19 protein-coding genes, 1 tRNA gene and 1 pseudogene are annotated in these 25,880 nt (G+C 70.5%); 17 read left to right on the plus strand and 4 right to left on the minus strand.

Translation table 11 applies throughout. The features are described 5' to 3' along the window. Positions 1-16 precede the first annotated feature (16 nt). The 4 genes from OG819_RS18385 to OG819_RS18400 all read left to right on the plus strand — a co-directional run bounded on the left by OG819_RS18385 (position 17) and on the right by OG819_RS18400 (position 5,962). Positions 17-805 (plus strand): anti-sigma factor, encoded by a 789-nt coding sequence (locus OG819_RS18385; RefSeq protein WP_266413551.1) that lies wholly within the window; start codon positions 17-19, stop codon positions 803-805. A gap of 83 nt (positions 806-888) precedes the next feature. Further along, the gene (locus OG819_RS18390) at positions 889-3,315 is read left to right on the plus strand and encodes a UvrD-helicase domain-containing protein (protein ID WP_266650388.1); all 2,427 of its coding nucleotides are present in this window, start codon (positions 889-891) and stop codon (positions 3,313-3,315) included. A gap of 414 nt (positions 3,316-3,729) precedes the next feature. Continuing rightward, entirely contained in the window at positions 3,730-5,160 is a 1,431-nt protein-coding gene (locus OG819_RS18395) for an NAD-dependent malic enzyme (protein WP_266582720.1), read from the plus strand. A gap of 520 nt (positions 5,161-5,680) precedes the next feature. Continuing rightward, positions 5,681-5,962, plus strand: coding sequence for an HU family DNA-binding protein (locus OG819_RS18400; protein ID WP_007382399.1), 282 nt, complete (start codon positions 5,681-5,683; stop codon positions 5,960-5,962). 200 nt (positions 5,963-6,162) lie between these two features. Here OG819_RS18400 and murA read toward each other — a convergent pair whose 3' ends face one another. Next, positions 6,163-7,509 carry a UDP-N-acetylglucosamine 1-carboxyvinyltransferase gene (gene murA, locus OG819_RS18405; protein WP_266413558.1) on the minus strand — a complete coding sequence of 449 codons (1,347 nt, stop codon included), beginning with the start codon at positions 7,507-7,509 and terminating at the stop codon, positions 6,163-6,165. A gap of 280 nt (positions 7,510-7,789) precedes the next feature. On the opposite strand from murA, the gene OG819_RS18410 reads away from it, so the two are divergent. The 12 genes from OG819_RS18410 to OG819_RS18465 all read left to right on the plus strand — a co-directional run bounded on the left by OG819_RS18410 (position 7,790) and on the right by OG819_RS18465 (position 21,675). Then, positions 7,790-8,365, plus strand: a complete 576-nt coding sequence (locus tag OG819_RS18410; protein ID WP_266413560.1) for a YqgE/AlgH family protein — start codon at positions 7,790-7,792, stop codon at positions 8,363-8,365. Positions 8,366-8,438: 73 nt separating this feature from the next. Then, the gene (locus OG819_RS18415; protein WP_266650391.1) at positions 8,439-9,680 is read left to right on the plus strand and encodes a transposase; all 1,242 of its coding nucleotides are present in this window, start codon (positions 8,439-8,441) and stop codon (positions 9,678-9,680) included. 29 nt (positions 9,681-9,709) lie between these two features. Then, positions 9,710-10,006, plus strand: coding sequence for a DUF3039 domain-containing protein (locus OG819_RS18420; protein ID WP_075029065.1), 297 nt, complete (start codon positions 9,710-9,712; stop codon positions 10,004-10,006). A 251-nt stretch (positions 10,007-10,257) separates the two neighbouring features. Then, positions 10,258-11,577 (plus strand): extracellular solute-binding protein, encoded by a 1,320-nt coding sequence (locus OG819_RS18425; RefSeq protein WP_266650393.1) that lies wholly within the window; start codon positions 10,258-10,260, stop codon positions 11,575-11,577. A gap of 52 nt (positions 11,578-11,629) precedes the next feature. Beyond that, positions 11,630-12,526 (plus strand): carbohydrate ABC transporter permease, encoded by an 897-nt coding sequence (locus OG819_RS18430; protein WP_266652729.1) that lies wholly within the window; start codon positions 11,630-11,632, stop codon positions 12,524-12,526. Continuing rightward, the gene (locus OG819_RS18435; protein WP_266582718.1) at positions 12,523-13,377 is read left to right on the plus strand and encodes a carbohydrate ABC transporter permease; all 855 of its coding nucleotides are present in this window, start codon (positions 12,523-12,525) and stop codon (positions 13,375-13,377) included. The genes OG819_RS18430 and OG819_RS18435 overlap by 4 nt, the downstream gene beginning before the upstream one ends. Before the next feature lies 1 nt (position 13,378). Next, positions 13,379-15,040: a beta-N-acetylhexosaminidase gene (locus OG819_RS18440; RefSeq protein ID WP_266650395.1), complete on the plus strand. Its 1,662-nt coding sequence runs from the start codon at positions 13,379-13,381 to the stop codon at positions 15,038-15,040. Positions 15,041-15,320: 280 nt separating this feature from the next. Then, positions 15,321-16,214, plus strand: coding sequence for a xanthine dehydrogenase family protein subunit M (locus tag OG819_RS18445; RefSeq protein WP_266582716.1), 894 nt, complete (start codon positions 15,321-15,323; stop codon positions 16,212-16,214). Continuing rightward, entirely contained in the window at positions 16,211-17,839 is a 1,629-nt protein-coding gene (locus tag OG819_RS18450; RefSeq protein WP_266650397.1) for a 2Fe-2S iron-sulfur cluster-binding protein, read from the plus strand. Before OG819_RS18445 ends, OG819_RS18450 begins: the two co-directional genes overlap by 4 nt. Continuing rightward, on the plus strand, positions 17,836-20,142 hold the full coding sequence (locus OG819_RS18455) for a molybdopterin cofactor-binding domain-containing protein (RefSeq protein WP_266650399.1): 2,307 nt from the start codon (positions 17,836-17,838) through the stop codon (positions 20,140-20,142). Before OG819_RS18450 ends, OG819_RS18455 begins: the two co-directional genes overlap by 4 nt. Further along, positions 20,139-20,282 carry a hypothetical protein gene (locus OG819_RS18460; protein ID WP_266582713.1) on the plus strand — a complete coding sequence of 48 codons (144 nt, stop codon included), beginning with the start codon at positions 20,139-20,141 and terminating at the stop codon, positions 20,280-20,282. The genes OG819_RS18455 and OG819_RS18460 overlap by 4 nt, the downstream gene beginning before the upstream one ends. Positions 20,283-20,478: 196 nt before the next feature. After that, a complete protein-coding gene (locus OG819_RS18465) occupies positions 20,479-21,675 on the plus strand; it encodes an SUKH-4 family immunity protein (protein ID WP_266650401.1) in 1,197 nt (398 codons plus the stop codon). A 222-nt stretch (positions 21,676-21,897) separates the two neighbouring features. Here OG819_RS18465 and OG819_RS18470 read toward each other — a convergent pair. The 3 genes and pseudogenes from OG819_RS18470 to OG819_RS18480 all read right to left on the minus strand — a co-directional run. Then, positions 21,898-22,959 (minus strand): annotated as a pseudogene (locus OG819_RS18470) (IS701 family transposase); the annotation flags it as partial. Positions 22,960-23,159: 200 nt separating this feature from the next. Next, positions 23,160-23,681 (minus strand): hypothetical protein, encoded by a 522-nt coding sequence (locus OG819_RS18475; protein ID WP_266650403.1) that lies wholly within the window; start codon positions 23,679-23,681, stop codon positions 23,160-23,162. A 159-nt stretch (positions 23,682-23,840) separates the two neighbouring features. Further along, a tRNA-Cys gene (locus OG819_RS18480) sits at positions 23,841-23,912 on the minus strand. Between the two features lie 218 nt (positions 23,913-24,130). Here OG819_RS18480 and OG819_RS18485 point away from each other — a divergent pair. Next, positions 24,131-25,567 (plus strand): MFS transporter, encoded by a 1,437-nt coding sequence (locus OG819_RS18485; protein WP_266650405.1) that lies wholly within the window; start codon positions 24,131-24,133, stop codon positions 25,565-25,567. Positions 25,568-25,880 lie beyond the last annotated feature (313 nt).

Below are 25,880 nucleotides of genomic sequence, written 5' to 3' on the forward strand. Positions count from 1 at the left end.
AGGCGGTCCAGGAGCCATGCAAGGACCACGGGGACAACAGAATCCCGGTGACAACATCCACGAAACCGTCGGCGCCTACGCCCTCGGTATCCTCGACGACGCCGAAGCGACAGCCTTCGAGGCCCACCTCGCCACCTGCGAGTGGTGCGGCCAGCAGCTCGACGAGCTCGCCGGGATGGAACCGATGCTCGCCGCGCTCGCGGATCTGCCCGCCTCGCAGGGCACCCCGGCCATCGGTGAGTCGCTGGCCGCGCGCCCGAGCCCACAGCTCGCGGAACGGCTGGTCGACGAGGTGTCGGAGCGGCGCGCGGTCAAGCGCCGACGCGGCCTGTACCTCGTGGCGGCCGCGGCCGCGCTGATCATCGGCGGTCCGCTGACGGTGATGGCCGTCAGCGGCGGCGGCACCACCACCACCGCGTCGCCCGACTCGGCGATGGCCACCAGCCCGGCCAAGGCCGCCTTCGACGTCATGACGGACAAGAAGTCGGCCACGGACCCGAGCACCAAGGTCAACGCCGTCGTCGCGATCGAGAAGAAGGACTGGGGCACCCACGCCGTCCTCCAGCTCAAGAACGTCAAGGGCCCGCTGAAGTGCTCGCTGATCGCGGTCGGCAAGAACGGTGAGCGCGAGACGGTGACCTCCTGGGCGGTCCCGAACTGGGGCTACGGCATCGCCGACGCCAAGACGGAACAGGCGAAGAACCCCCTCTACGTCCACGGCGGCGCGGCCTTCACCCCGAACCAGATCGACCACTTCGAGGTCATGACCTTCGACGGGAAGCGGCTCGTCGAGGTGAACGTGTGAGCGAACTCAGGGCGCGCACGTAGCCTCACGGGGCCCCCTTCGCGTACGGTTGACGGCTGCCCAGCACGTCAGAAGGGGGCCCGGTGGCCGCTCAGGCTCAGCAGGAAACCGCGCTCGACCAGATCCACGATTCCGCACAGGACGATTCCGTACGGGATCGTGAGATCAGCGTCGAGCAGCAACATCTGGACCGGGTGTACCGGCGCCTCGAGGAGAAGATCCACGAGGCGGAGTTCCTGATGAACGACGCCGCCCAGCGCGGCCAGGTCGGTACACCGGGGGCGCTCGCGGAGCGCGACGCCCAGGTGTTCCGCGCGGGGGTTCATCTGAACCGCCTGAACAACGAGTTCGAGGACTTCCTCTTCGGCCGGATCGACCTGCTCCTCGGGAAGGACGGCAAGAAGGGCCCGGACGGCGCCTACACGGCCGTCGAACCGGCCGAGGGTGTCGTACGGGCGGACGAGACCGGCCAGTACGCCTCCATCGCCGAGACGCTCCACATCGGCCGCATCGGGGTGCTGGACGCGGAGTACGCGCCGCTGGTCATCGACTGGCGGGCGCCCGCCGCGGCCCCGTTCTACCGCTCGACGCCGGTCGACCCGGGACGGGTCGTACGCCGCCGGGTCATCCGCTCCAAGGGCCGCAAGGTCCTCGGCGTCGAGGACGACCTGATGCGCCCCGAGCTCAAGGCCACCCTCGACGGCCAAGAACTCCCCGTGATCGGCGACGGCGCCCTGATGGCCGCGCTCGGCCAGGCCCGCAGCCACACCATGCGGGACATCGTCGCGTCCATCCAGGCCGAACAGGACCTCGTGATCCGCGCCCCCGCGGCGTCGGTGACGTACGTGGAGGGCGGCCCCGGCACCGGCAAGACGGCCGTGGCCCTGCACCGGGCGGCCTACCTCCTGTACCAGGACCGCCGCCGGTACGCGGGCGGCATCCTGATCGTCTCCCCGACCCCGCTCCTGGTCGCCTACACGGAGGGCGTGCTGCCCTCCCTCGGCGAGGAGGGCCAGGTCGCCATCCGCGCCATCGGCTCCCTCGTCGACGGCGCGGAGGCGACCCTGTACGACTCCCCGGCCGTCGCCCGCGCCAAGGGCTCCTACCGGATGCTCAAGGTGCTGCGGAAGGCCGCCAGGGGCGCGCTGGAGACGCCCGGCACCAGCCCGGGCCGGTCCACCGCCGACGGGGACCGGTCGGAGCAGCTCGCCTTCGGCGAGGAGGCCGCCCCGGCCCCCTCCGGCACCCCCACGCGCCTGCGTGTCGTCGCCTTCGGGCGGCGGCTGGAGCTGGAGGCCGCCGAGCTCGACCGCATCAAGCACAACGCGCTGAGTGGGACCGCGCCGGTGAACCTGCTGCGCCCGCGCGCCCGCAAGCTGCTGCTGGACGCGCTGTGGGCGAAGTCCGGGGCCGGTACGCGGCACACGGACCCGGAGCTGGCCGCCGAGCTGCGGTCGTCCTTCGACGAGGACGTCGCCTCCGAGGACAGCTTCATCGACTTCCTGAACGCGTGGTGGCCGGAGCTGACCCCGCGGGGCGTCCTCGCCGCCATGGCCGACGAGCGGCGCCTGGGCCGCTGGGCGCGGCGGATCCTCAACCCCGGCGAGGTGCGACGGGTCGCGCGCTCGCTCAAGCGGGACGGGCTGTCCGTCCACGACGTGGCGATGCTGGACGAGCTCCAGGCGATCCTTGGGATGCCCGCCCGGCCCCGCAAGCGCCGTGAGCTGGACCCGCTGGACCAGCTCACCGGTCTCGAGGAGCTCATGCCCGTACGCGAGGAGACGCAGCGCGAGCGGGCCGAGCGGCTGGCGCAGGAGCGCGTGGAGTACGCGCACGTCATCGTCGACGAGGCGCAGGACCTCACGCCCATGCAGTGGCGGATGGTGGGCAGACGTGGCCGGCATGCCACCTGGACCGTCGTCGGCGATCCGGCGCAGTCCTCGTGGTCGGACCCCGACGAGGCCGCCGAGGCCCGTGACGAGGCCCTGGGGACCCGTCCCAGGCGCCGCTTCACCCTCACCGTCAACTACCGCAACCCCGCCGAGATCGCCGAACTGGCCGCCAAGGTCCTCGCCCTCGCCATGCCTGGCTCCCAGTCGCCGTCAGCCGTACGGTCCACCGGGGTCGAGCCGCGTTTCGTGGCGACGAACAACGCGGGCGCCGTCGTACGGGACTCGCTCGCGCAGACGGTGCGTGCCGAGGCCGCGCGTCTGCTGGACCGCGTGGACGGCACGGTGGGCGTCGTGGTGGCCATGAACCGGCGCGAGGAGGCCGCCCGCTGGCTCGCCGGGCTCGGCGAGCGGGTGGTGGCGCTCGGGAGCCTGGAGGCGAAGGGGCTGGAGTACGACGCGACGGTGGTCGTCTCTCCGGCGGAGATCGCCGACGAGTCGCCCGCGGGTCTGCGGGTGCTGTACGTCGCCCTCACCCGGGCCACGCAGCAGCTGACGATCGTCTCCGGCGACCGCGACGAACCCGACGCGAACGGGGTGCCGGATCTGCTCCGGGACTGACACTCCCGGGGCCGACGCCCCGAATGAACTCTCGGGGTGGGAATTGCCTTACGGGGATCCTTTGTTACCTTGGATGTGACACCGGCCCGATCCAAGCCCCCGGGCCCAACCTTCGTCGCTACGAGCGACCACTTGCCGCGAGGCGAGCATGGCGGGTCGGTGTCATTAACGAGAAGAGGCTCACGTCACCTGGTGATGTGAGCCTCTTACGTTGTCCGGCTTTCGGCGGCCGACCGTTTCTCATAAGGCCGCGCGCTCTCGTACCGTGGAAGCGTTCTTCCGAAATCGCGGGCCCCAGCTGCGAACAAAACGTTCGCAATCCGGGGCGGCTACCACGTACCGAGGGGTAGGTGCGACGATCGGACGGCGTACCCGCGACACAGCAGTACCCGGTGAAAGCAGAGGAAGTCGGCCATGGCAACGGCGCCCAGCGTCTCCTACTCGATTACGGTCCGGCTGGAGGTGCCCGCGAGCGGAACCGCGGTCTCCCAGATCACCACGGCCGTAGAGTCCCACGGAGGCTCGGTGACCGGCCTCGACGTGACCGCCTCAGGCCACGAGAAGCTCCGCATCGACGTCACCATCGCGGCGAGCTCGACGGCCCACGCCGACGAGATCGTCCAGCAGCTGCGCGGCATCGAGGGCGTCACGCTGGGCAAGGTCTCCGACCGTACGTTCCTCATGCACCTCGGTGGCAAGATCGAGATGCAGTCGAAGCACCCGATCCGCAACCGTGACGACCTCTCCATGATCTACACCCCGGGTGTGGCCCGCGTGTGCATGGCGATCGCGGAGAACCCCGAGGACGCTCGTCGCCTCACCATCAAGCGCAACTCGGTTGCGGTCGTGACGGACGGCTCCGCCGTGCTGGGCCTCGGGAACATCGGCCCGATGGCCGCCCTCCCGGTCATGGAGGGCAAGGCGGCCCTCTTCAAGCGCTTCGCCGGCATCGACGCCTGGCCGATCTGCCTGGACACCCAGGACACCGACGCGATCGTCGAGATCGTCAAGGCCATCGCCCCCGGCTTCGCGGGCATCAACCTCGAGGACATCTCCGCGCCGCGCTGCTTCGAGATCGAGGCCCGGCTGCGCGAGGCCCTCGACATCCCCGTCTTCCACGACGACCAGCACGGCACCGCGATCGTCGTCCTCGCCGCCCTCACCAACGCCCTGCGCGTGGCGGGCAAGGACATCGGTGACATTCGTGTCGTCATGTCCGGCGCGGGCGCGGCCGGTACCGCCATCCTCAAGCTGCTGATCGCCGCGGGCGTCAAGAACGCCGTCGTCGCCGACATCCAGGGCGTCGTGCACGCGGACCGCGCGGACCTCGTCGACGCCGCCCCCGATTCGCCACTGCGCTGGATCGCCGACAACACCAACCTCGAGGGCCTCACGGGCACGTTGAAGGAGGCCGTGCGCGGCGCCGACGTGTTCATCGGTGTCTCCGCCCCGAACGTGCTCGACGGTGACGACGTGGCCGCCATGGCCGACGGTGCCATCGTGTTCGCGCTCGCGAACCCCGACCCCGAGGTCGACCCGGCAATCGCCCGTCAGACCGCGGCAGTTGTCGCGACCGGCCGCTCCGACTTCCCCAACCAGATCAACAACGTGCTGGTGTTCCCGGGCGTCTTCCGCGGCCTCCTGGACGCCCAGTCCCGCACGGTCAACACCGAGATGATGCTGGCCGCCGCGGCCGCCCTCGCGGACGTGGTGACCGAGGACGAGCTCAACCCGAACTACATCATCCCCAGCGTCTTCAACGACAAGGTCGCGGGCGCGGTCGCCGGAGCGGTGCGCTCCGCGGCGAAGGCCGCGGGGGCGTCGGCGTCGGTGTCGGCCGAGTAGGCACCCCGGGCCGGTGCGGGCGGCACCGGGGGCCGCCGCCCCCGCACCCCCGCCTCGGCCCGGACGGCCTCGTCCTCGAACGCCGGACGGGCCGGGAGACCTGCGCGGGATGATCGTGGTCGGTGGTTCCAGCGGTGTGACTTGCTGTGACGATCGCCACGACGACCGCGCGTCGGCGCGTCGCGAGATGCGGCGTCCCTGGCCGCCCTCTAGGGTGGCGGCCAGGCTCGGGCCTCCCAGGCCCTGCGGTCCGCTGCCGGGAGCGGACGGAGCGTCACCACACTGAGGCAGTGGCGCTTTTCGTGTGACTCCCAAGGGTGTTCGTGTGACTCCCAGGGGTGCCGGATTGGCTTTCCCGCCGCAGGTGGGGGCAGGATGCGTCTTCGGGCGCGAGGGTCTGGCTACGGACCCGGGTCCGGGGACCGACCGAGGGCCCTGGCAGCATCGGCTTCGCCGCATCCAACATGCGGCTCCGCCGCGTGGCACGCCTCAACGGCAAGAAGAACACGGGAGTAACAAAATGAACCGCAGTGAGCTGGTGGCCGCGCTGGCCGACCGCGCCGAGGTGACCCGCAAGGACGCCGACGCCGTTCTGGCCGCGTTCGCCGAGACCGTCGGCGAGATCGTCGCCAAGGGCGACGAGAAGGTCACCATCCCCGGCTTCCTGACCTTCGAGCGCACCCACCGTGCCGCTCGCACCGCGCGCAACCCGCAGACCGGCGACCCGATCCAGATCCCCGCCGGCTACAGCGTGAAGGTCTCCGCGGGCAGCAAGCTCAAGGAAGCGGCCAAGGGCAAGTAAGCCGCGCTCGTGTGCCACGGGACGGCGCACGACCCGCAGTAACGCCAATGGGGCGGCCCCCTGGACCGGGGGGCCGCCCCATCGTCGTACGTACGACTGGAACTGTCGCGCGCGCGACAGCGTGGCTGTCCGGACGACAGACAGCCACGCTCTCCGAGCTATCCGAGCGCCTTGCCCGGGCCGGAGGGGAGAGGCTGAGGTCAGCCGAGCGCCTTGCCCGGCAGCTCGACCTTCGCGCCCAGCTCCACCAGCTTCTCCATGAAGTTCTCGTAGCCGCGGTTGATCAGGTCGATGCCGTGGACGCGGGAGGTGCCCTGGGCCGCGAGGGCCGCGATCAGGTACGAGAAGCCGCCGCGGAGGTCGGGGATGACCAGGTCGGCGCCCTGGAGCTTGGTCGGGCCCGAAACGACGGCCGAGTGCAGGAAGTTGCGCTGGCCGAAGCGGCAGACCGAGCCGCCGAGGCACTCGCGGTAGAGCTGGATGTGCGCGCCCATCTGGTTCAGCGCGGAGGTGAAGCCGAGGCGGGACTCGTACACCGTCTCGTGGATGATCGACAGGCCCGTGGCCTGCGTCAGGGCGACCACCAGCGGCTGCTGCCAGTCGGTCTGGAAACCGGGGTGGACGTCCGTCTCCAGGGCGATGGACTTGAGCTGCGAGCCCGGGTGCCAGAAGCGGATGCCCTCGTCGTCGATCTCGAACGCGCCGCCCACCTTGCGGTAGGTGTTCAGGAACGTCATCATCGAGCGCTGCTGGGCACCACGCACGTAGATGTTGCCCTCGGTCGCCAGCGCCGCCGAAGCCCAGGAGGCGGCCTCCAGGCGGTCCGGGAGAGCCGCGTGGGTGTAGCCGCCGAGCGAGTCCACACCGGTGATGCGGATCGTCCGGTCGGTGTCCATGGCGATGATCGCGCCCATCTTCTGCAGCACGCAGATGAGGTCCTCGATCTCGGGCTCCACGGCCGCGTTGGCCAGCTCGGTGACGCCCTCCGCGAGCACCGCCGTCAGCAGCACCTGCTCGGTCGCGCCGACGGACGGGTACGGCAGCTGGATCTTCGTGCCGCGCAGCCGCTGCGGGGCCTCCAGGTACTGGCCGTCCTCCCGCTTCTCGATCTTCGCGCCGAACTGCCGCAGCACCTCGAAGTGGAAGTCGATCGGCCGGCCGCCGATGTCACAGCCGCCGAGACCGGGGATGAACGCGTGCCCCAGACGGTGCAGCAGCGGGCCGCAGAAGAGGATCGGGATGCGCGACGAGCCCGCGTGGGCATCGATGTCGGCGACGTTCGCGCTCTCCACGTGCGACGGGTCGAGGATCAGCTCGCCCGGCTCCTCGCCCGGCCGGACCGTCACGCCGTGCAGTTGCAGCAGCCCGCGCACGACGCGCACGTCACGAATGTCGGGGACATTGCGCAGTCGGCTCGGAGCGCTGCCCAGCAGGGCGGCGACCATGGCCTTCGGTACGAGGTTCTTCGCACCGCGGACACGGATCTCGCCCTCGAGCGGGGTTCCGCCGTGGACAAGCAGTACATCGTCAGAGCCGTTGACGGTCATGTATCTCGCGTTCCGATGAGTTGGGCAGGAGTATGCGTCGGCAGGCCGGTTGGGCGGGAGCCGAAGAGCAAGGGTAATCGCCGCCTACCCCCCTTAAGTAAGCCCAAGGACCGCCCAGCAAGGTCATAGGTTGGACACAACACGAACCGTTTTGAATCGGGCACACGGGGTCACCGACAACGGTGTGCGCGGGGGGCGCTCCTCTGCGCCCTGAGCTGCATTCACTCGGGTACGGGTATTGGGTCCCCCTACGCGGGGAAGATGCGGGATCATGTCTGGCATGACCGAGGTGTCCTCGCTCACAGGGCGGCTGCTCGTGGCCACGCCCGCCCTGGCGGACCCGAACTTCGACCGCGCGGTGGTGCTGCTCCTCGACCACGACGAGGAGGGCTCGCTCGGTGTCGTCCTCAACCGGCCGACCCCGGTCGACGTTGGCGACATCCTGGAGGCCTGGGCGGACCTGGCCGGGGAGCCCGGTGTGGTTTTCCAGGGCGGCCCGGTGTCGCTGGACTCGGCGCTGGGCGTCGCGGTGATCCCGGGCGGCGTCGCCTCCGGGGAGCGCGCACCCCTCGGCTGGCGGCGGGTGCACGGCGCGATCGGCCTCGTCGACCTGGAGGCCCCACCGGAACTCCTCGCCTCGGCCCTCGGCTCCCTGAGAATCTTCGCCGGGTACGCCGGCTGGGGCCCCGGTCAACTGGAGGACGAACTGACCGAGGGCGCCTGGTACGTGGTGGAATCCGAGCCGGGAGACGTCTCCTCCCCGTCCCCGGAACGGCTCTGGCGCGAGGTCCTGCGCCGCCAGCGCAACGAACTCGCGATGGTGGCGACGTATCCGGACGACCCTTCGCTCAACTGATGTCCCTGACCGGCAGGGCGGGTTTGCCGTGTTCGAATGCAGGTGCAGCGAACGACCGGATAGCGTCACGCGGGTGAAGTTGGTGGTGCAGGTCAAGCTGCTGCCGATGCCTACTCAGGCTTCGGCACTTGAGGCAACCCTGCACGCCTGCAACGAGGCGGCTACTTGGGTCAGCCGGATCGCTTTCGAACGGGATGTGAAGAAGAACTTCGCTCTGCGAAAGCTCACCTATGACGCGGTGAAGTTCCGATGGGGGCTCGGCGCGCAGGCCGCCCAGCATGTGATCAAGAAGACCTGCGATGCGTACACGACGCTTCGGTCCAATCTGAAGGCTGGTAACTACGGCGGCCCTGGCTCGAAGCGCTACCGGAGGGTCACGGAGAAACCGGTCGTCTTCCGCTCCGAGGGTGCCCAGCCCTACGACGACCGCATGCTCTCCTGGCAGATCCGGGAACGCACGGTCTCGATCTGGACCGTGGAGGGTCGGGTGAAGAACCTGGCCTTCACCGCTGACCCGGAGCAGTTGGCCCGCCTGGCGTTGTACCGGCAGGGGGAGTCGGACCTGCTGTGCCGTGACGGTATGTGGTTCCTGATCGCCACATGCGAAGTCCCAGAGGCGGCGTTGAAGACCGAGCCGGTGGACTTCCTCGGCGTCGATCTGGGGATCGTGAACATCGCCACGACGAGTGACGGCGAGATCATGGCAGGGCGCGAGCTGAATCGGGCCCGGGTTCGTGACCGCGACCTGCGGAGGAAGCTTCAGAAGAAGAACACTCCGTCCGCCAAACGCCGCCTGAAGAAGCGGCGACGCAAGGAGGCCCGGCGGGCGAAGGACGTCAATCACAAGATCGCGAAACGGTTGGTGGCGGAGGCGGAACGCACCGGTCGCGGAATTGCCCTGGAAGATCTCACGGGCATCCGCGAGCGGGTACGGCTTCGCAAGCCTCAAAGAGCCACCCACTCCTCCTGGGCGTTTGCCCAGCTCGGAGCCTTTATCGCGTACAAGGCCCGCAAGGCGGGGGTTCCGGTGGTCTACGTCGATCCGGCGTACACCTCACGCACCTGCGCCGAGTGTGGGCACGTGGACAAGGCGAACCGGGCCTCGCAGGCCTGGTTCGCGTGCCGGAGCTGCGGATTCGTTGATCACGCAGACCGGAACGGCGCCCGCAACATCCAGGCCAGAGGCACGGAGTTGTGGCGACGCGGGGCCCCGTCGACGGCCCCAGCCCCACCCAGACAGCGACAGCGTGGGGCTGGACGCAAACGAGGTGTCACAGCCAGTGGCGCGCTCGTTGTGCAAGCCGAGGAACCATAGTTCCCGGCAGTTGATTACCCTTGGCTCTCATGAGCACTCTTGAGCCTGAGACCCAGCCGCAGCGAGGCACTGGGACGGGGACCCTCGTAGAGCCGACGCCTCAGGTGTCGCACGGCGACGGGGACCACGAGCGCTTCGCCCACTATGTCCAGAAGGACAAGATCATGGCGAGCGCCCTCGACGGCACGCCCGTCGTGGCCCTCTGCGGCAAGGTGTGGGTCCCGGGCCGCGACCCGAAGAAGTACCCCGTGTGTCCCATGTGCAAGGAGATCTACGAGTCCATGGGCGCCGGCGGCGACAAGGGCAAGGGCGGCCAGGACAAGTAACAGGGCCGACGGCCTGACGATCACAAGGCCCTCGGGGCGCGTTTCGGTGCGCCCCGAGGGCCTTTGTGTCGTGTGCGCCGGCGGTCTTTGCGGTCTTTGCGTCGGGTGCCGTTGCACATGGTGCGCCCCGTGGTCACAGAGTGGTTGAGACCTCTTGTGGACATGTTCATGTAGTCCTTAGCCTCCGGTGTGTTGTGCAGAGCGAAACCGCCATTGCATATGTTGCAACGTCCCCCATCGGAGGATGCTCGATGAAGCTCTCTGCGAAGCTGCCCGTGAGGCTCCCCGCGCGAACGGCCGTCGCCCTCGCCGCCCTTGTCGTCGCCACCGCCTGTGCCCCCCAGGCCTCCGACAACTCCTCCTCCGGAAAGGACGAGAAGACCGGCACGCTGCGGGTCTGGCTCTTCCAGGAGGTCACCAACGGGCCGAAGGAAAAGGTCGTCGACGCGGCCGTCAGCACCTTCAAGAAGGCCCACAAGGACACCAAGGTCACCATCGAGTACATCCCCGTGGAGACCCGCGCCCAGCGCATGAAGGCCGCCTTCAACGACCCGAAGAGCGCCCCTGACGTCATCGAGTACGGCAACACGGACACCGCCGGCTACGTCAAGGACGGCGGACTCGCCGACGTCACCCAGGAGTTCGCGGACTGGAGCGAGGCCAAGGACACCGACCCGACCGCCAAGCAGTCCGTGACGGTGGACGGCAAGATCTACGGCGCCCCGTTCTTCGTCGGCGTCCGCGCCCTTTACTACCGCACCGACATCCTCAAGGACCTCGGCCTCGAAGTCCCCAAGACCCAGGCCGAGTTGATCTCCACCGCGAAGAAGATCCGCGCCGCCGATCCCGACCTCTACGGGCTCGTGGTCGGCGGCGCCTACACGTACGGCGCGATGCCGTTCATCTGGTCCCAAGGCGGCGAGATCGCCCAGGGCAAGGGCGGCTCCTACGCCGCGACCATCGACAGCGCGGCCGCCCAGCAGGGCATCAAGGCCTACACCTCGCTGTTCGGCTCCGACAACTGTCCCGCCGCCAAGTGCGCGGGCATGACCGGCAACGACACCGTCACCGCGTTCGCCTCCGGCAAGGCGGGCATGGCCATCGGCGGCGACTTCAGCCACGCCGCGATCGAGGCCGGGAAGATCAAGGGCAAGTACGCGGTCGTGCCGTTGCCCGGTGTGAAGCCCGGTTCGGTGGCCCCGGCGTTCGCGGGCGGCAACAACATCGGCGTTCTGAAGAGCACCTCGCACCGCACCCTCGCCGTCGACCTGATGGAGCGGCTGGCGAGCAAGAAGACCCAGAGCGAGCTCTTCGACGCCATGGGGTTCCTGCCGACGTACACCGACGTGCGGGACGAGGTCGCGAAGAAGCAGCCGTTCGTCGCGCCCTTCGTGAAGACCCTCGCCTCGGGCGCCAAGTTCGTGCCCGCCTCGCCCGCCTGGTCGCAGATCGACGCCTCGCTCGTCCTGCCGACGATGTTCCAGGAGGTCATCAGCGGCAAGAAGGACGTGGCGGCGGCCTCGAAGGACGCGGCGAAGAAGATGAACGACGCGTTCGGCTCCGTGGGGTGAACGGGTGACCACGCAAGAGGCCGTCGCCGAACCGGTCACGGTCCCGAAGACCGTGGCCGGCGTCCCCGGCCGCCGGCGCGCCCGCTGGACCCCCTGGCTCTACCTCGCCCCCGCCCTCGTCGTCCTCGGCGCCCTGCTCGTCTACCCCATCTACCAACTCGGCCTGATCTCGCTCCTGAAGTACACCCAGGCACAGGTCAGCGGCGGCGAACCGACCTCCTTCGAAGGGCTCGGCAACTACACCACCCTCTTCGCCGACGACCAGTTCTGGCAGGTCCTGATCGCCACGCTGGTGTTCGCGGCGGCGTGTGTGCTCTCCACCCTGGCCGTCGGCTGCGCCCTCGCCGTGCTCCTCACCCGCGTACGGGCCCTGCCGAGGCTCGCGCTGATGCTGGCCGCGCTCGGCGCGTGGGCGACCCCGGCCGTCACCGGGTCCACGGTCTGGCTGTTTCTGTTCGACCCCGACTTCGGGCCCGTCAACCGGGTCCTCGGAATCGGCGACCACTCCTGGACGTACGGGCGCTACAGCGCCTTCGCGCTCGTCCTGCTCGAAGTGGTCTGGTGCTCCTTCCCGTTCGTCATGGTGACGGTCTATGCCGGGATCCGCGCCGTACCCGCTGAGGTGCTGGAGGCGGCCGCCCTGGACGGCGCCTCGCAGTGGCGGATCTGGCGCTCGGTGCTCGCACCGCTGCTGCGGCCGATCCTGGTGGTCGTCACCATCCAGTCGGTCATCTGGGACTTCAAGGTCTTCACGCAGATCTACGTGATGACCAACGGCGGCGGTATCGCCGGCCAGAACCTCGTGCTGAACGTGTACGCCTACCAGAAGGCGTTCGCCTCCTCGCAGTACGGCCTCGGCTCGGCGATCGGCGTGGTGATGCTGGTGATCCTGCTGGCGGTCACTCTGGTCTATCTGCGCCTGCTGCGCGGACAGGGGGAGGAACTGTGAGCCTGATACCCGGCTTCGTACGGCGTCCCCGGCGCCCCTGGCGGCTCGCCGCCGAGGCGACCGCGCTGCTGATCGCGGCGGTCGTCGCCTTCCCCCTCTACTGGATGGTGCTCGGCGCCTTCAAGCCGGCCGGAGAGATCGAGTCCACCGAGCCCCGGCCGTGGACGCTTTCGCCCTCCCTGGATTCCTTCCGGCGCGTCTTCGGGCAGCAGGAATTCGGCCGTTACTTCGTCAACAGCCTCGTGGTGGCGGGGTCCGTGGTCGTCGTCTCGGCGCTGATCGCGTTTCTCGCGGCGACGGCGGTCACCCGATTCCGCTTCCGATTCCGGACCACCCTGTTGATCATGTTCCTGGTCGCGCAGATGGTGCCCGTCGAGGCGCTGACGATCCCCCTCTTCTTCCTGATGCGCGACTTCGGTCAGCTGAACACGCTGGGCTCGCTGATCCTGCCGCACATCGCCTTCTCGCTGCCGTTCGCGATCTGGATGCTGAGGGGTTTTGTGAAGGCGGTTCCCGAGGCGCTGGAGGAGGCCGCGTACATCGACGGGGCGAGCCGTACGCGATTCCTCTGGCAGATCCTTTTCCCCCTCGTCTTCCCCGGTTTGGTGGCCACGAGCGTCTTTTCCTTCATCTCGGCCTGGAACGACTTCCTGTTCGCCAAGTCCTTCATCATCAGCGACACCTCGCAGTCCACCTTGCCGATGGCCCTCCTCGTGTTCTACAAGCCCGACGAGCCGGACTGGGGCGGTGTGATGGCGGCGTCCACAGTGATGACGATTCCGGTGCTCGTCTTTTTCGTACTCGTACAGCGACGCCTGGTCTCCGGCCTCGGCGGAGCGGTGAAGGACTGACGTGAACGATGTGATTCCGGCGCCCCGCGCCGTCGAGGGACCCATGCGCGGCGGGGTCGAGCTCGATGTCGAACTCGATGCGGACACCACCCTGTGGGCCGCGCCCGGCACCGGCGCCACGGAGCGCTGGCTGCGCGCCGCGCTCGGCGCCGCGCTCGGCCTGCCGCTGCCACCAGGGCCGCAGGACGCCCGCAACGCCGTACGGCTGCTCCTGGACGACACCCTGGAGCCGGAGGCGTACAAACTCAGCGCTGTCGTCGACCGGGGTGTCGAGATCCGGGGCGGCAGTGCGGCCGGGGTGTTCTGGGGCGCGCAGACGCTGCGTCAGCTCCTTGGCCCCGATGCCTTCCGTCGCGCCCCCGTCCGGCCGGGGACGACCTACGGAATCCCGCATCAGATCATCGAGGACGCTCCCCGATTTCCCTGGCGCGGCCTCATGCTCGACGTCTCGCGGCACTTCATGCCCAAGGACGGCGTCCTGCGTCACCTCGACCTCATGGCCGCCCACAAACTCAACGTCTTCCACTTCCACCTCACCGACGACCAAGGCTGGCGTGTTCAGATCAAGCGGTACCCGAAGCTGACGGAGGTCGGATCCTGGCGGGCGCGCTCGAAATTCGGCCATCGCGCCTCGCCCCTGTGGGACGAGAAGCCGCACGGGGGCTTCTACACGCAGGACGACATCCGCGAGATCGTCGCGTACGCGGCCGAGCGGCATATCAGTGTCGTCCCGGAGATTGACATCCCGGGGCACTCGCAGGCCGCCATCGCGGCGTATCCGGAACTGGGCAACACCGACGTCATCGACACGACCTCCCTGACCGTCTGGGACACCTGGGGCATCTCCAAAAACGTACTTGCCCCCACTGACAACACCCTGCGCTTCTACGAGGGGGTGTTCGAGGAAGTTCTGGAGCTCTTCCCGGCGGAGGCGGGCCCGTTCACGCGGTTCTCGGGTTTTGTGCACATCGGCGGCGACGAGTGCGCCAAGGACCAGTGGAAGCGGTCGCCGACCGCGCAGACGCGCATCAGGGAACTGGGCCTCGCGGACGAGGACGAGTTGCAGTCCTGGTTCGTCCGGCACTTCGACAACTGGCTCTCCGCGCACGGGCGTCGGCTGATCGGCTGGGACGAGATCCTGGAGGGCGGGTTGGCGCCCGGGGCGGCGGTGTCCTCGTGGCGCGGCTACCAGGGCGGCATCACGGCCGCCCGCGCCGGCCACGACGTCGTCATGTGCCCCGAGCAGCAGGTGTACTTGGACCACCGTCAGGCCGCGGGCCCGGACGAGCCGGTGCCGATCGGATATGTCCGCACACTGGAGGACGTCTACCGCTTCGAACCCGTTCCGTCGGAGCTCACCGAAGCGGAGGCGCGGCGTGTACTGGGTACTCAGGCGAACGTGTGGACCGAGGTGATGGAGGACCCCGCACGCGTGGACTACCAGACCTTCCCCAGGCTCGCGGCCTTCGCCGAGGTCGCCTGGAGCGCCCTGCCCGCCCCCGCCGAGCGGGACTTCGCCGACTTCGAACGGCGGATGGCCGCCCACTACGGGCGACTTGACGCCCTGGGAGTCGCCTACCGCCCGCCCGAGGGCCCCCTGCCGTGGCAGCGGCGACCGGGTGTGCTCGGACGTCCGATCGAGGGGGCGCCCCCAAACGTGTGAGGTGACCCCCTACCGGCGTGTCCCGGCCCGCTCGTCCCGACGCGGTGGCCCCACAAGGCAAAAGGCCCCCAAGGGCCACCGAAGAGTGGCAATTCGTACTGTCCGGCGATGCCGTAGGAAAACGGGCCATCTCCCTGGTGAGGGGGCGAATGCCTCCTAGCGGACCCCCGCGTCGAGGGCCGGGGAAGATGTGCCAGAGTTGCCACGTCCGCCCTGTCAGCACGTACCGTACGCGCAACACAGGTGGGACCAGGTGGGGCAGCGGGAAGGGGCAGCCGGTTTGACCACGCACGCACCGCAGGCGGCGCAGGCCGTGACGCTGCCCGCCTCGCTGGACGAGGCAGTGGCGGCACTGGCCGCCATGCCCGCCGCCGTCCCCGTGGCCGGCGGCACCGACCTCATGGCCGCCGTCAACTCCGGACAACTGCGGCCCGCCGCGCTCGTCGGCCTCGGCCGGATCAGCGAGATCCGCGGCTGGCAGTACCAGGACGGCCACGCGCTGCTCGGCGCCGGCCTCACCCACGCCCGTATGGGACGCCCCGACTTCGCGGCCCTCATCCCGGCGCTCGCCGCCGCCGCGCGCGCCGCGGGACCGCCGCAGATCCGCAACGCGGGCACCCTGGGCGGCAACATCGCCTCGGCGGCCCCCACGGGGGACGCGTTGCCCGTGCTGGCCGCCCTGGAGGCCACGTTGATCATCGCGGGCCCGGGCGGGGCCCGCCGTGAGATCCCGGTGTCGCACCTGCTCGCGGGCATGGAGATGCTCCGCGGCGGCGAACTCATCGGCTACGTGCGCGTGCCGCTGCTGCACGCGCCCCAGGTCTTCCTGAAGGCGACCGGACGCACCGGACCCGGGCGCGCCATCGCGTCCGTGGCGCTCGTCCTGGACCCGGCGCGGCGCGGCGTGCGGTGCGCGGTCGGCGCCATAGCGCCGATGGCGCTGCGGCCCCTGGACGCGGAGGCGTGGGTCGCCCAGCTGATCGACTGGGACAACAACCGGGCCATCGTGCCGGAGGCGCTCAACGCCTTCGGGGAGTACGTCGCCGCGGCCTGCATCCCCGATCCCGTGCCGGCCGAGGACGGGTCCGTACAACAGCTTCCGCCCGCCGTACTGCACCTGCGGCGCACCGTCGCCGCGCTGGCCCGACGAGCACTGGGGAGGGCACTGTCGTGACCGACGACCAGCACGGAGAGGGCACTCCGCGCACCAGCGGCAGGTGGGATCCGCTTCCGCAGGGGGACTACGACGACGGCGCCACCGCCTTCGTCAAGCTCCCCGAGGGCGGAATCGACGCCCTTTTGGCGGAACGCGAGACGCCCCTCGCGGCGCCCGGCCACGGCTATGTGCCCCCCCGGATCACCACGGCGCCCCCGGCGGCCGACCCCGGGGCGGCGGGCGGGTGGGGCATGCCGGCCGAGGCGGTCCAGTGGCCGGATCCCAACGCCGCGCACCAGGAGGCCGTACGCCACGAGACCGGGCGTCAGGACGCCGGGCATCAGCAGGCGGCGCACGACGGGTTCTCGTACCACCCCGGCGCCACCGGCCAGTGGGACTTCGGGGACGCCGCCCGCGAGGGTGCGTCCTCCGGGCACCACCCGGCCGACGCGCCCGGACACGACGTCACCGGACAGTGGTCGATTCCGGTCGCCGGAGGTGACCTTCCGGACGAATCGGGCGAGTTCACCACATCGGCCCTCGTCGAGCAGTGGGGCGGCACGCCGCCCGCCACGCTCCCGGGCGGCGCGGCCGCGCCCTGGGCGACCACGGAGACCATCGGCGAGCCGTGGTCGGCCCCACCGCGAGCGGCGACCCCCGAGGCCCCGGGGGCCCCTGAGGGCCTCGCGGAGCCCGCGCGGCACACGCATGCGGAATCGCCCGCCGAGGCCGCGCAGGCGGCCCCTCAGGCCGCTCACGAGGCTCCTGAGCCGCTCGCCGGGCCCACGCCCGCGACGGCCGAGGTGCACGGGACCCCGGACGGAGTCGAACCGGACTCCGACCCGGCCACGCCAACTGCCTCGGCAGCGGCCTCGGACGACGCTTCGGAGCACCCCGCGGAGCACCCCGGGACTCCGGTGCCGGACGCCCCCGGGTCCACCGCCCCCGCGGCGGACGCGAGCGACCCGGACACCCTGCCCCCGCCCTCGCACGACGAACACCCCCTGGCCTCCTACGTCCTGCGCGTCAACGGCGCCGACCGCCCCGTGACCGACGCCTGGATCGGCGAGTCGCTGCTCTACGTCCTGCGCGAGCGCCTCGGCCTCGCGGGCGCCAAGGACGGCTGCTCGCAGGGTGAGTGCGGAGCCTGCAACGTGCAGGTGGACGGGCGGCTCGTGGCGTCCTGCCTGGTGCCCGCCGTCACCGCCGCGAGCAGTGAAGTGCGTACGGTCGAAGGCCTCGCCGCCGACGGACAGCCCTCGGACGTGCAGCGCGCCCTCGCCAAGTGCGGCGCGGTCCAGTGCGGTTTCTGCGTCCCGGGCATGGCCATGACCGTGCACGACCTCCTCGAGGGCAACCCCGCCCCCACCGAACTGGAGACCCGCCAGGCGCTGTGCGGCAACCTGTGCCGCTGCTCCGGCTACCGGGGGGTCCTGGACGCCGTACGCGAGGTCGTCGCCGAACGCGAGGCGCACAGCGCGGCCGCCGCCGAGGCCGCGCCGGACGCGGACGAGCCGCGCATCCCGCACCAGGCGGGGCCCGGCGCGGGCGGCGTCAACCCCTCGGCGTTCGAGGACCCTTCCCCGTACGACTCCCAGGCGCCGTATGAGCAGCCGTACGGACAGGACGGAGGCCAGGCGTGAGCAACGAGACCGTGACCGCGACTGCCGCGGCACCCGAGACCGGCCCCGAGCCGCTGCCGCACGGGCTCGGCGTGTCGCTGCCCGCCGCGGAGGCCCGCGCCAAGACCGAGGGCACCTTCCCGTACGCGGCCGACCTGTGGGCCGAGGGGCTGCTGTGGGCGGCCGTGCTGCGTTCACCGCACCCGCACGCGCGCATCGTGTCCATCGACACCAGCCACGCGCGCGAGATGCCCGGCGTAAAGGCGGTCATCACCCACGAGGACGTGCCCGGCACGCCCCTGCACGGCCGCGGCCGTGCGGACCGCCCGGTGTTCGCCTCCGAGGTCGTACGCCACCACGGTGAGCCCATCGCGGCCGTCGCCGCCGACCACCCGGACACCGCGCGGATGGCCGCGGCGGCCGTCATCGTCGAGTACGAACTGCTCGACCCGGTGACCGACCCGGAGCAGGCCTTCGAGGCCGATCCCCTGCACCCCGACGGCAACCTGATCCGGCACATCCCGCTGCGCCACGGCGACCCGGACGCGGTCGGCGAGGTCGTCGTCGAGGGCCTGTACCGCATCGGCCGCCAGGACCCGGCCCCGATCGGCGCCGAGGCCGGTCTCGCCGTGCCCCGTCCGGACGGCGGCGTCGAGCTCTACATCGCCTCCACCGACCCGCACACCGACCGCGACACCGCCGCCGCCTGCTACGGCCTGGAGCCCGAGCGGGTGAAGGTCGTCGTCACCGGAGTGCCCGGCGCCACCGCCGACCGCGAGGACCAGGGCTTCCAGCTCCCGCTCGGCCTGCTGGCCCTCCAGACCGGCTGCCCGGTGAAGCTCACCGCGACCCGCGAGGAGTCCTTCCTCGGCCACGCCCACCGGCACCCCACCCTGCTGCGCTACCGCCACCACGCCGACACCGAGGGCAGGTTGGTGAAGGTCGAGGCGCAGATCCTGCTCGACGCCGGCGCCTACGCCGACACGTCCGCCGAGTCGCTGGCCGCCGCCGTCTCCTTCGCCTGCGGCCCCTACGTCGTCCCGAACGCCTTCATCGAGGGCTGGGCCGTGCGCACCAACAACCCGCCCTCCGGCCACGTGCGCGGCGAGGGCGCCATGCAGGTCTGCGCCGCCTACGAGGCGCAGATGGACAAGCTGGCCAAGAAGCTCGCCCTCGACCCCGCCGAACTGCGTCTGCAGAACGCGATGGCCACCGGGGACGTGCTTCCGACCGGCCAGACGGTCACCTGCCCGGCTCCGGTCGCCGAACTGCTCCAGGCCGTACGCGACTACCCCCTGCCCGCGCTGCCCAAGGACACCCCCGAGGACGAGTGGCTGCTCCCGGGCGGCCCCGAGGGCGCGGGGGAACCCGGCGCCGTACGCCGCGGGGTCGGCTACGGCCTCGGCATGGTCCACATGCTCGGCGCCGAGGGCGCGGACGAGGTCTCCACCGCCACGGTGAAGGTCCACGACGGTGTCGCCACGGTGCTGTGCGCGGCCGTCGAGACCGGCCAGGGCTTCACCACCCTGGCCCGCCAGATCGTCCAGGAGACCCTCGGCATCGACGAGGTGCACGTGGCGCCGGTCGACACCGACCAGCCGCCCGCGGGCCCCAGCTGCCGGGGCCGCCACACCTGGGTGTCGGGCGGAGCGGTCGAACGCGCCGCGAAGATGGTCCGTACGCAGCTCCTGCAGCCGCTGGCGCACAAGTTCGGCATGTCCACGGAGCTCCTCCAGATCACCGACGGCAAGATCACCTCGTACGACGGCGTGCTCTCGACCACCGTCACCGAGGCGATGGACGGCAAGGAGCTGTGGGCCACCGCGCAGTGCCGCCCGCACCCGACCGAGCCGCTGGACGAGGCGGGCCAGGGCGACGCCTTCGTGGGCCTCGCCTTCTGCGCGATCCGCGCGGTGGTGGACGTGGACATCGAACTGGGTTCGGTACGGGTGGTCGAGCTGGCGCTCGCCCAGGACGTCGGCCGGATCCTCAACCCCGCCCAGCTCACGGCCCGTATCGAGGCGGGCGTCACGCAGGGCGTCGGTGCCGCGCTCACGGAGAACCTCCGCACCGCCCGCGGCCTGGTCCGCCACCCCGACCTCACCGGCTACGCCCTCCCGACCTCCCTGGACGCCCCGGACATCCGCATCGTCAAGCTCGTCGAGGAGCGCGACGTCGTCGCCCCCTTCGGCGCGAAGGCGGCCAGCGCGGTGCCGGTCGTGACGTCCCCGGCCGCCGTCGCGTCCGCTGTGCGGGCGGCGACGGGGCGCCCCGTCAACCGCCTCCCGATCCGTCCGCAAGCCGCAGTGGTGACCACGTCATGAGTACCCCCGAGCCGACGACCCACGACCCCGAGCAGCCCCGCTACGAGCCCCCACCGAGCGTCGGGAAGCTGGCGCTGTGGGTACTGCTGTTCGTCGTGGCGGCCGTGGTGGTCGTCCTGGGCGGCGTGTACTTCACCTGAGGCGGACGCGGGCCGCGGCAGGGCGGCCTCCGATGGCTTGAATCCGCGCGTTTCCGGGCCGTACGCCCTGTGTGCCTGGGGGTTTCCGGCGTTGTCAGTGGGGCGGCGTATGGTTCTCGGTCAGTGGGGAACTGCCGCTGGGCGGCGGTGAGTTCCTCGCGGGAAGCACATATGCGTTCACATGCGCGGGGGAGCCATGAGTACGACTGACACCGATGTCGTCGGCGCGATCACGCTGACCGAGGACGAGCTGGATCCGTACATCACACACACGGGCACAAGGCAGTGGCTGACGGAGCCCGGGCTGCCGGCCGACGGCACGCTGCTGGACTTCGACGCCCTGCGGGAGCACGGGCTGCGCCGGGTCGCCGACCTGGCCGGTGACGCCGACAGACTCGCCGCGGAGCTCCAGGACCAGCTGGTCGTGGGAGCCCTGCGGACCTTCGACCGGGACCTGGAGTCGATCGTCCTGGACGGGGCGACGGGGGAGATCGCCACGACGTACTTCTTCTCCGACCCCGCTCTGATGGACCTCGCGCCCCTGGCCCCCTCCCTGGAAGCCCTGGTGCGCTTCTCGGCGGCGACGGAGGAACTGACGGCGTCCCGTGGGCGGTTCGCCTCCTACGAGGGCCGGTTCGGCCCGAAGGCGGTCACCGAGGCCTCCGAGTCGCTCGCCGCGGTCTTCGAGGCGGGGGCGCGCGGCGAGGCGGGCGCGGGCGGCGAGGTGGCGCCGTACTGGCGGATGGCCGCCCTGATCCGCCCCCTCGCCCGGATCGCGGGCCCCGGCGAGGGCCTCGTCCTCGACCTGCCCAAGCGACTGCTGGACGAGGAGTTCGGCGCGGGCGCGATCATGCGCTTCGAGGACGTCGACTTCCCGCCCGCGCTCGTGCACGAGCCGACCCGCCGCTTCCTGCGCGAGACGGGCCTGCCCGAGGACGGCCTCCTCTTCCAGCTGGACACGGAAGTGCCCCTGCCGGGCCTCGCCGACTACTACGCGGACCAGCGCCCCGACGACTTCTCCGCCGACGAACTCCCCCCGACGGCCGACCGCCTGATACGCCTCGGCTACCTCATCGAGGACACCAGCCTCGTGGTGGACGGCGCCACGGGCGCGGTCCTCGCCTGGAGCGAGCCGGACATCACCCTGCGCCCCCTCAACGCCGACATCTCCACCCTCGCCTTCACCCTCTGGCTGCTCCACCGCGAGAAGACCCTCGACGCGACCCACGCCCTCACCGACTCCTACGGCCAACTGGCCGCCACCATGGCCCAGACCCTCGCCACGGTCGACCCCGTCGCCTGCGACCCCACCCCCACGCTGGAGGGCGACGACGGCTGGCGCTACTGGCCGGAGGCGTTCGAGGACGAGGCGGGCGGCACTCTCCACGGCTAGTACTGCAACCGCATCTGGAGAATGTGGCCTCGGCGTTTATAGTGGGAGCGGCGGGCTCGGGCTTGGCTGCGTCGTCGGAAGCGTGACCAGTGCAGATGGTGCTCGTTGCTGTGACAGTGGCGCGTGACGACGACGTGGCCCATCAACCGGCGGATCTCCGGGACGCTGAGGGGTATGAGGTCTTGCTCGTCGTCGAGAGTGCCCCTTTGTGGCTTCTGCGGCGCGGACGGCGGTCAGGTAGGCAAGGGCGGCCATGGCCAGGGTGATGTGGCGGTACCAGGCCCGGTAGAGCCGCACCTGGTAGTGGTCCAGACCGCACTCTCCCTTCGCGGTCTGGAAGCACTCCTCGACCGCCCACCTCGCGGCAGCTACTTTGACCAGGTCTTTCAGTCGGGAGGCGACCGGGCCGTAGCAGACGTAGTAGGCGATCTCGCTCGGGTCGCTGACGCTGCGTCGGGCCAGCACCCAGTGCCCGAAGCCGTTTTCCCAGGACGGGCGGATCGCGACACGCGCCCAGTCGTAGATCCGCTCACCGTGCGCGCCGGCCCCGCCGGAGATTCGTTTCCACCGCTGGCGGGGCAGCGCGGCGACCAACTGGTCCACCCGCGTGTCCGCCCCGTGCGTGGTGATCACAGTGTCGTTGACCTTCGTAGCCAGCACGTGCGCGACCCGACGTTCCTCCAGCCACACTCGCAGGTGCTTGACCTGCCCGTATGCCTCGTCAGCGGTGACCCACGCGAACGGGACACCCGCGTCGATGGCGCGTTGCAGCATCCACTTGAAGTGCTCGTTCTTGGTCGCGAAGGGGACCTCGTCGTCGATCCCGGCCGCGCGGCAGCGGTCACGGTCATCCGTCCAGGAGACGGGGATGTAGAGCTCGCGGTCGATCAACGCCCGCCCCCTGGCGGAGGCGTAGGCCAGGAATGTTCCGATCTGGCTGTTCTCCGTGCGGCCGGCTGTGCCGGTGTACTGCCGCTGGACGCCGGCGGACTTGGTGCCCTTCTTCAGGAAGCCGGTGTCGTCGCCGATCAGCACCGCGTCCTTGGCGCCGATGGTCTCCACGACGAAGTCCCGGACATCGTCGCGGACCGCGTTCTCGTCCCAGTCGGAGTGGTTGAGCAGGCGCTGGACGCCGTCGGGGCGCAACTGCCCGACCTGCTCCGACAGCGTCCACCCGTTCTTCTTCTCAAGCGGCGCGAGCAACCCGTTCAGGTAGTCCGACGCCCGCTCGCGGGGCTCCGACCTGCCGAAACGGTGGGCGAACCGGGCATGGAACCCGGCTATCCCCTCGGACCACGACTCGACCTGCTCAACCGTCAACGATTCATCGCACAGTCGGAACAACGAGCCAACCCAGCACCTGTCACGGCAGATGCGGTTGCAGTACTAGCCGACGGAAGTGAGAACTGAAAAGGACGAACAGCAGGGCGGCACCCATCCAGGGTGCCGCCCTGCTGCCGTGACCACGATGGGATCCGGTTGCCCTAGTTCTTTTCACGCAAGGTGGCGTAAGCCGCCGCCACCGACGCGCAGTTGACCCGCGGCTTCCCGGCGGGCACCGACTGCTCCAGGTGCTGCAGGACGCTGAACTCGTCCTCGTCGGCGACACCGTTCTTCTTCAGGTCTTCCAGCGTAGAGTTGACCATGGCCGCCAGGTGCGGGTGGTCCTCCGTGCAGCGTGGCGCCAATGCGTCGAGAACCTGCTGGTACACGCCGGCGGGCCGACCGATCCCATCGAGGTCGGCCAGCTTCTGCGCCGGCCCAGGCGTCGACGCGTGCGTGGCCAGGGCCGGCTTCGTCTTCGCCGACGGCTTTGCTGCCGGACTGCTGTGGCTCGCTCCAGGCGTCGTGGCTGCTGCCGAGGCGTCGTGTGTGGCGGCATCCTTGACTCCGGAGACCATGCCTGCGATCAACGGCGGAGCTGCGATCAGCACCCCGATAGCGACAGCGATCTTCTTTCCCCTGCTCAGCGGCTTCTTCGGCGCCGGAACGGGCTGCTGACTCACGATCCCCCTAGACAGGCCGGGCGCCGCTCATCGCGGCGCAGCATCGGGACCGTACACCTCACGTGCACCAGTCCGTCACACGGGAACTGAGACGGACGACCGAAAGGGCGGCACCCTACGAGGGTGCCGCCCTATTGGTTTGCCTGGTCAAGGCACTTGAGGCCGTGGCGGGAATTGAACCCGCGTAACTCGCTTTGCAGGCGAGCCCCTGAGCCACTCGGGCACACGGCCGTTCTCAGGTGCGGCACGGCTCACTCGTTCCGAACCTGATGGGTCGACCGTAGGCGGGGCCCGGGGCGGGCTCAAGGGGTGCGGGGGTGCTGCAACGGGACTGCCATATGTCGTTCATGAACGCCGGTTCTCGAGACCGGGGCGTACGACCAAAGGCCCAGGCGATCACGGTCTTCGGACAGGAGTCACTGCCGGTCGTGGCCCTTACGCTGGCGGCCATGACAGCGCTGGAAGCACGTGACGTCGCGACCGCCCCGCCCGAGGGCGAGGGGGGTGTGCTGAGCCGTCCCTACCGGGCGCTCAGCGTCGGGATCGTGTTCGTGGAGCTGCTGATCGCCTTCGAGGCGACGGCCGTCGGGACGGCGATGCCCGTCGCGGCGCGGGAGCTCGACGGGGTGTCGTTGTACGCGTTCGCGTTCTCGGCGTATTTCACGACGAGCCTGTTCGGGATGGTGTTCGCCGGACAGTGGGCGGACCGCGACGGGCCCCTGGCGCCGCTGACCACGGGCATCACGGCCTTCGCGGCGGGACTGGTGCTGTCCGGGACGGCCGGGACCATGTGGCTGTTCCTCCTCGGGCGGGCGGTGCAGGGGCTCGGTGGCGGGCTGGTCGTCGTGGCGTTGTACGTCGTCGTGGTGTGGGCCTACCCGGAGCGGCTGCGCCCGGCGATCATGGCGGCGTTCGCGGCGAGCTGGGTGATTCCGTCCGTGGTCGGCCCGTTGATCGCGGGCACGGTCACCGAGCACCTGGGCTGGCGCTGGGTGTTCACCGGGATACCGGTGCTGGTCGTGTTGCCGCTGGCGCTCGCGCTGCCGCGGATACGACGGCTGACGGCCGGGCGGGCAGCGGAAACGGGGGCCGACGGACGCGTGCCCTTCGACCGGCGCCGCCTGGGTTCGGCACTCGGGATCTCCCTCGGCGCGGGGCTCCTCCAGTACGCCGCCCAGGACCTGGACCTGTTCTCGCTCGTCCCCGGCCTCGCGGGCGCCGCGCTGCTCGTCCCGGCCGTCCTCGGGCTGCTGCCGCGCGGCACCTACCGGGCGGCGCGCGGGCTGCCCTCCGTGGTGCTGCTGCGCGGGATCGCGGCGGGTGCCTTCATCGCCACCGAGTCCTTCGTGCCCCTCATGCTGGTCACCCAGCGCGGGCTGTCGCCGACGCTCGCCGGGTTCTCCCTCGCGGCGGCCGGCGGAACCTGGGCGCTGGGATCGTATGTGCAGGCGCGGCCCCGGATGGAGCCGTACCGGGACCGGCTGACGTTCCTCGGAATGGTGCTGCTCGCGGCGGCCATCGTCTCCGTGCCCAGCGTGCTGATCCCCGCCGTGCCCGTGTGGACAGTCGCCGTCGCCTGGGGGTTCGGCTGCTTCGGGATGGGGCTGGTGATCGCCTCCACGAGCGTGCTGCTGCTGCGCTTCTCGGCGCCGGAGGAAGTCGGCGCCAACTCCGCCGCGCTGCAGATCTCCGACGGCCTCTCCGACATCGTGCTGCTCGCGGCGGGCGGCGCGGCGTTCGCGGCGCTGGGCGGCGGCAAGGTCGCGGAGACGGCCACCTCGACGGCCGGCGCTTCCCACCCCGCCGCGTTCGCCGCCGTGTTCCTGCCGATGGCCGGGGTGGCGCTGGTGGGGGCCTGGGTGACGACCCGATTGCGAGAGCGGTGATCTGAAAAGAGAGCGGTGCTCACCAGCTCGTCGACGGGAACAAGCGGACCGCCTGGCCGACCGCCGCCACCTTCCTCGCCGTGAACGGCGTCGACCTCGCCCGCTGCGACCAGGACAGGGCGTACGACCTGGTCATCGCCGTGGCGTCCGGTGAGGAGAGCGGCATCGGGGTGATCGCCGACCGGTTGCGGGCTCTGTGACCTCAGTCCCATCCACGGGTGACCCGGCGTCGTGCGCGCGTTGACACATCCGCGGCGCCGGTAGGGTGGCCCGGTTGTCATACGTAGCCGAGCCGCTCAACCACCCCACGGAG

Source organism: Streptomyces sp. NBC_01549 (assembly GCF_026339955.1).
Classification (GTDB): domain Bacteria; phylum Actinomycetota; class Actinomycetes; order Streptomycetales; family Streptomycetaceae; genus Streptomyces.

Coding starts and splice junctions, on each gene's coding strand:
- OG819_RS18385 (WP_266413551.1), top strand. CDS start 17: ATGCAAGGACCACGGGGACAACAGAATCCCGGTGACAACATCCACGAA.
- OG819_RS18395 (WP_266582720.1), top strand. CDS start 3,730: ATGGCAACGGCGCCCAGCGTCTCCTACTCGATTACGGTCCGGCTGGAG.
- OG819_RS18400 (WP_007382399.1), top strand. CDS start 5,681: ATGAACCGCAGTGAGCTGGTGGCCGCGCTGGCCGACCGCGCCGAGGTG.
- murA (WP_266413558.1), bottom strand. CDS start 7,509: ATGACCGTCAACGGCTCTGACGATGTACTGCTTGTCCACGGCGGAACC.
- OG819_RS18410 (WP_266413560.1), top strand. CDS start 7,790: ATGACCGAGGTGTCCTCGCTCACAGGGCGGCTGCTCGTGGCCACGCCC.
- OG819_RS18420 (WP_075029065.1), top strand. CDS start 9,710: ATGAGCACTCTTGAGCCTGAGACCCAGCCGCAGCGAGGCACTGGGACG.
- OG819_RS18425 (WP_266650393.1), top strand. CDS start 10,258: ATGAAGCTCTCTGCGAAGCTGCCCGTGAGGCTCCCCGCGCGAACGGCC.
- OG819_RS18460 (WP_266582713.1), top strand. CDS start 20,139: ATGAGTACCCCCGAGCCGACGACCCACGACCCCGAGCAGCCCCGCTAC.
- OG819_RS18465 (WP_266650401.1), top strand. CDS start 20,479: ATGAGTACGACTGACACCGATGTCGTCGGCGCGATCACGCTGACCGAG.
- OG819_RS18485 (WP_266650405.1), top strand. CDS start 24,131: ATGACAGCGCTGGAAGCACGTGACGTCGCGACCGCCCCGCCCGAGGGC.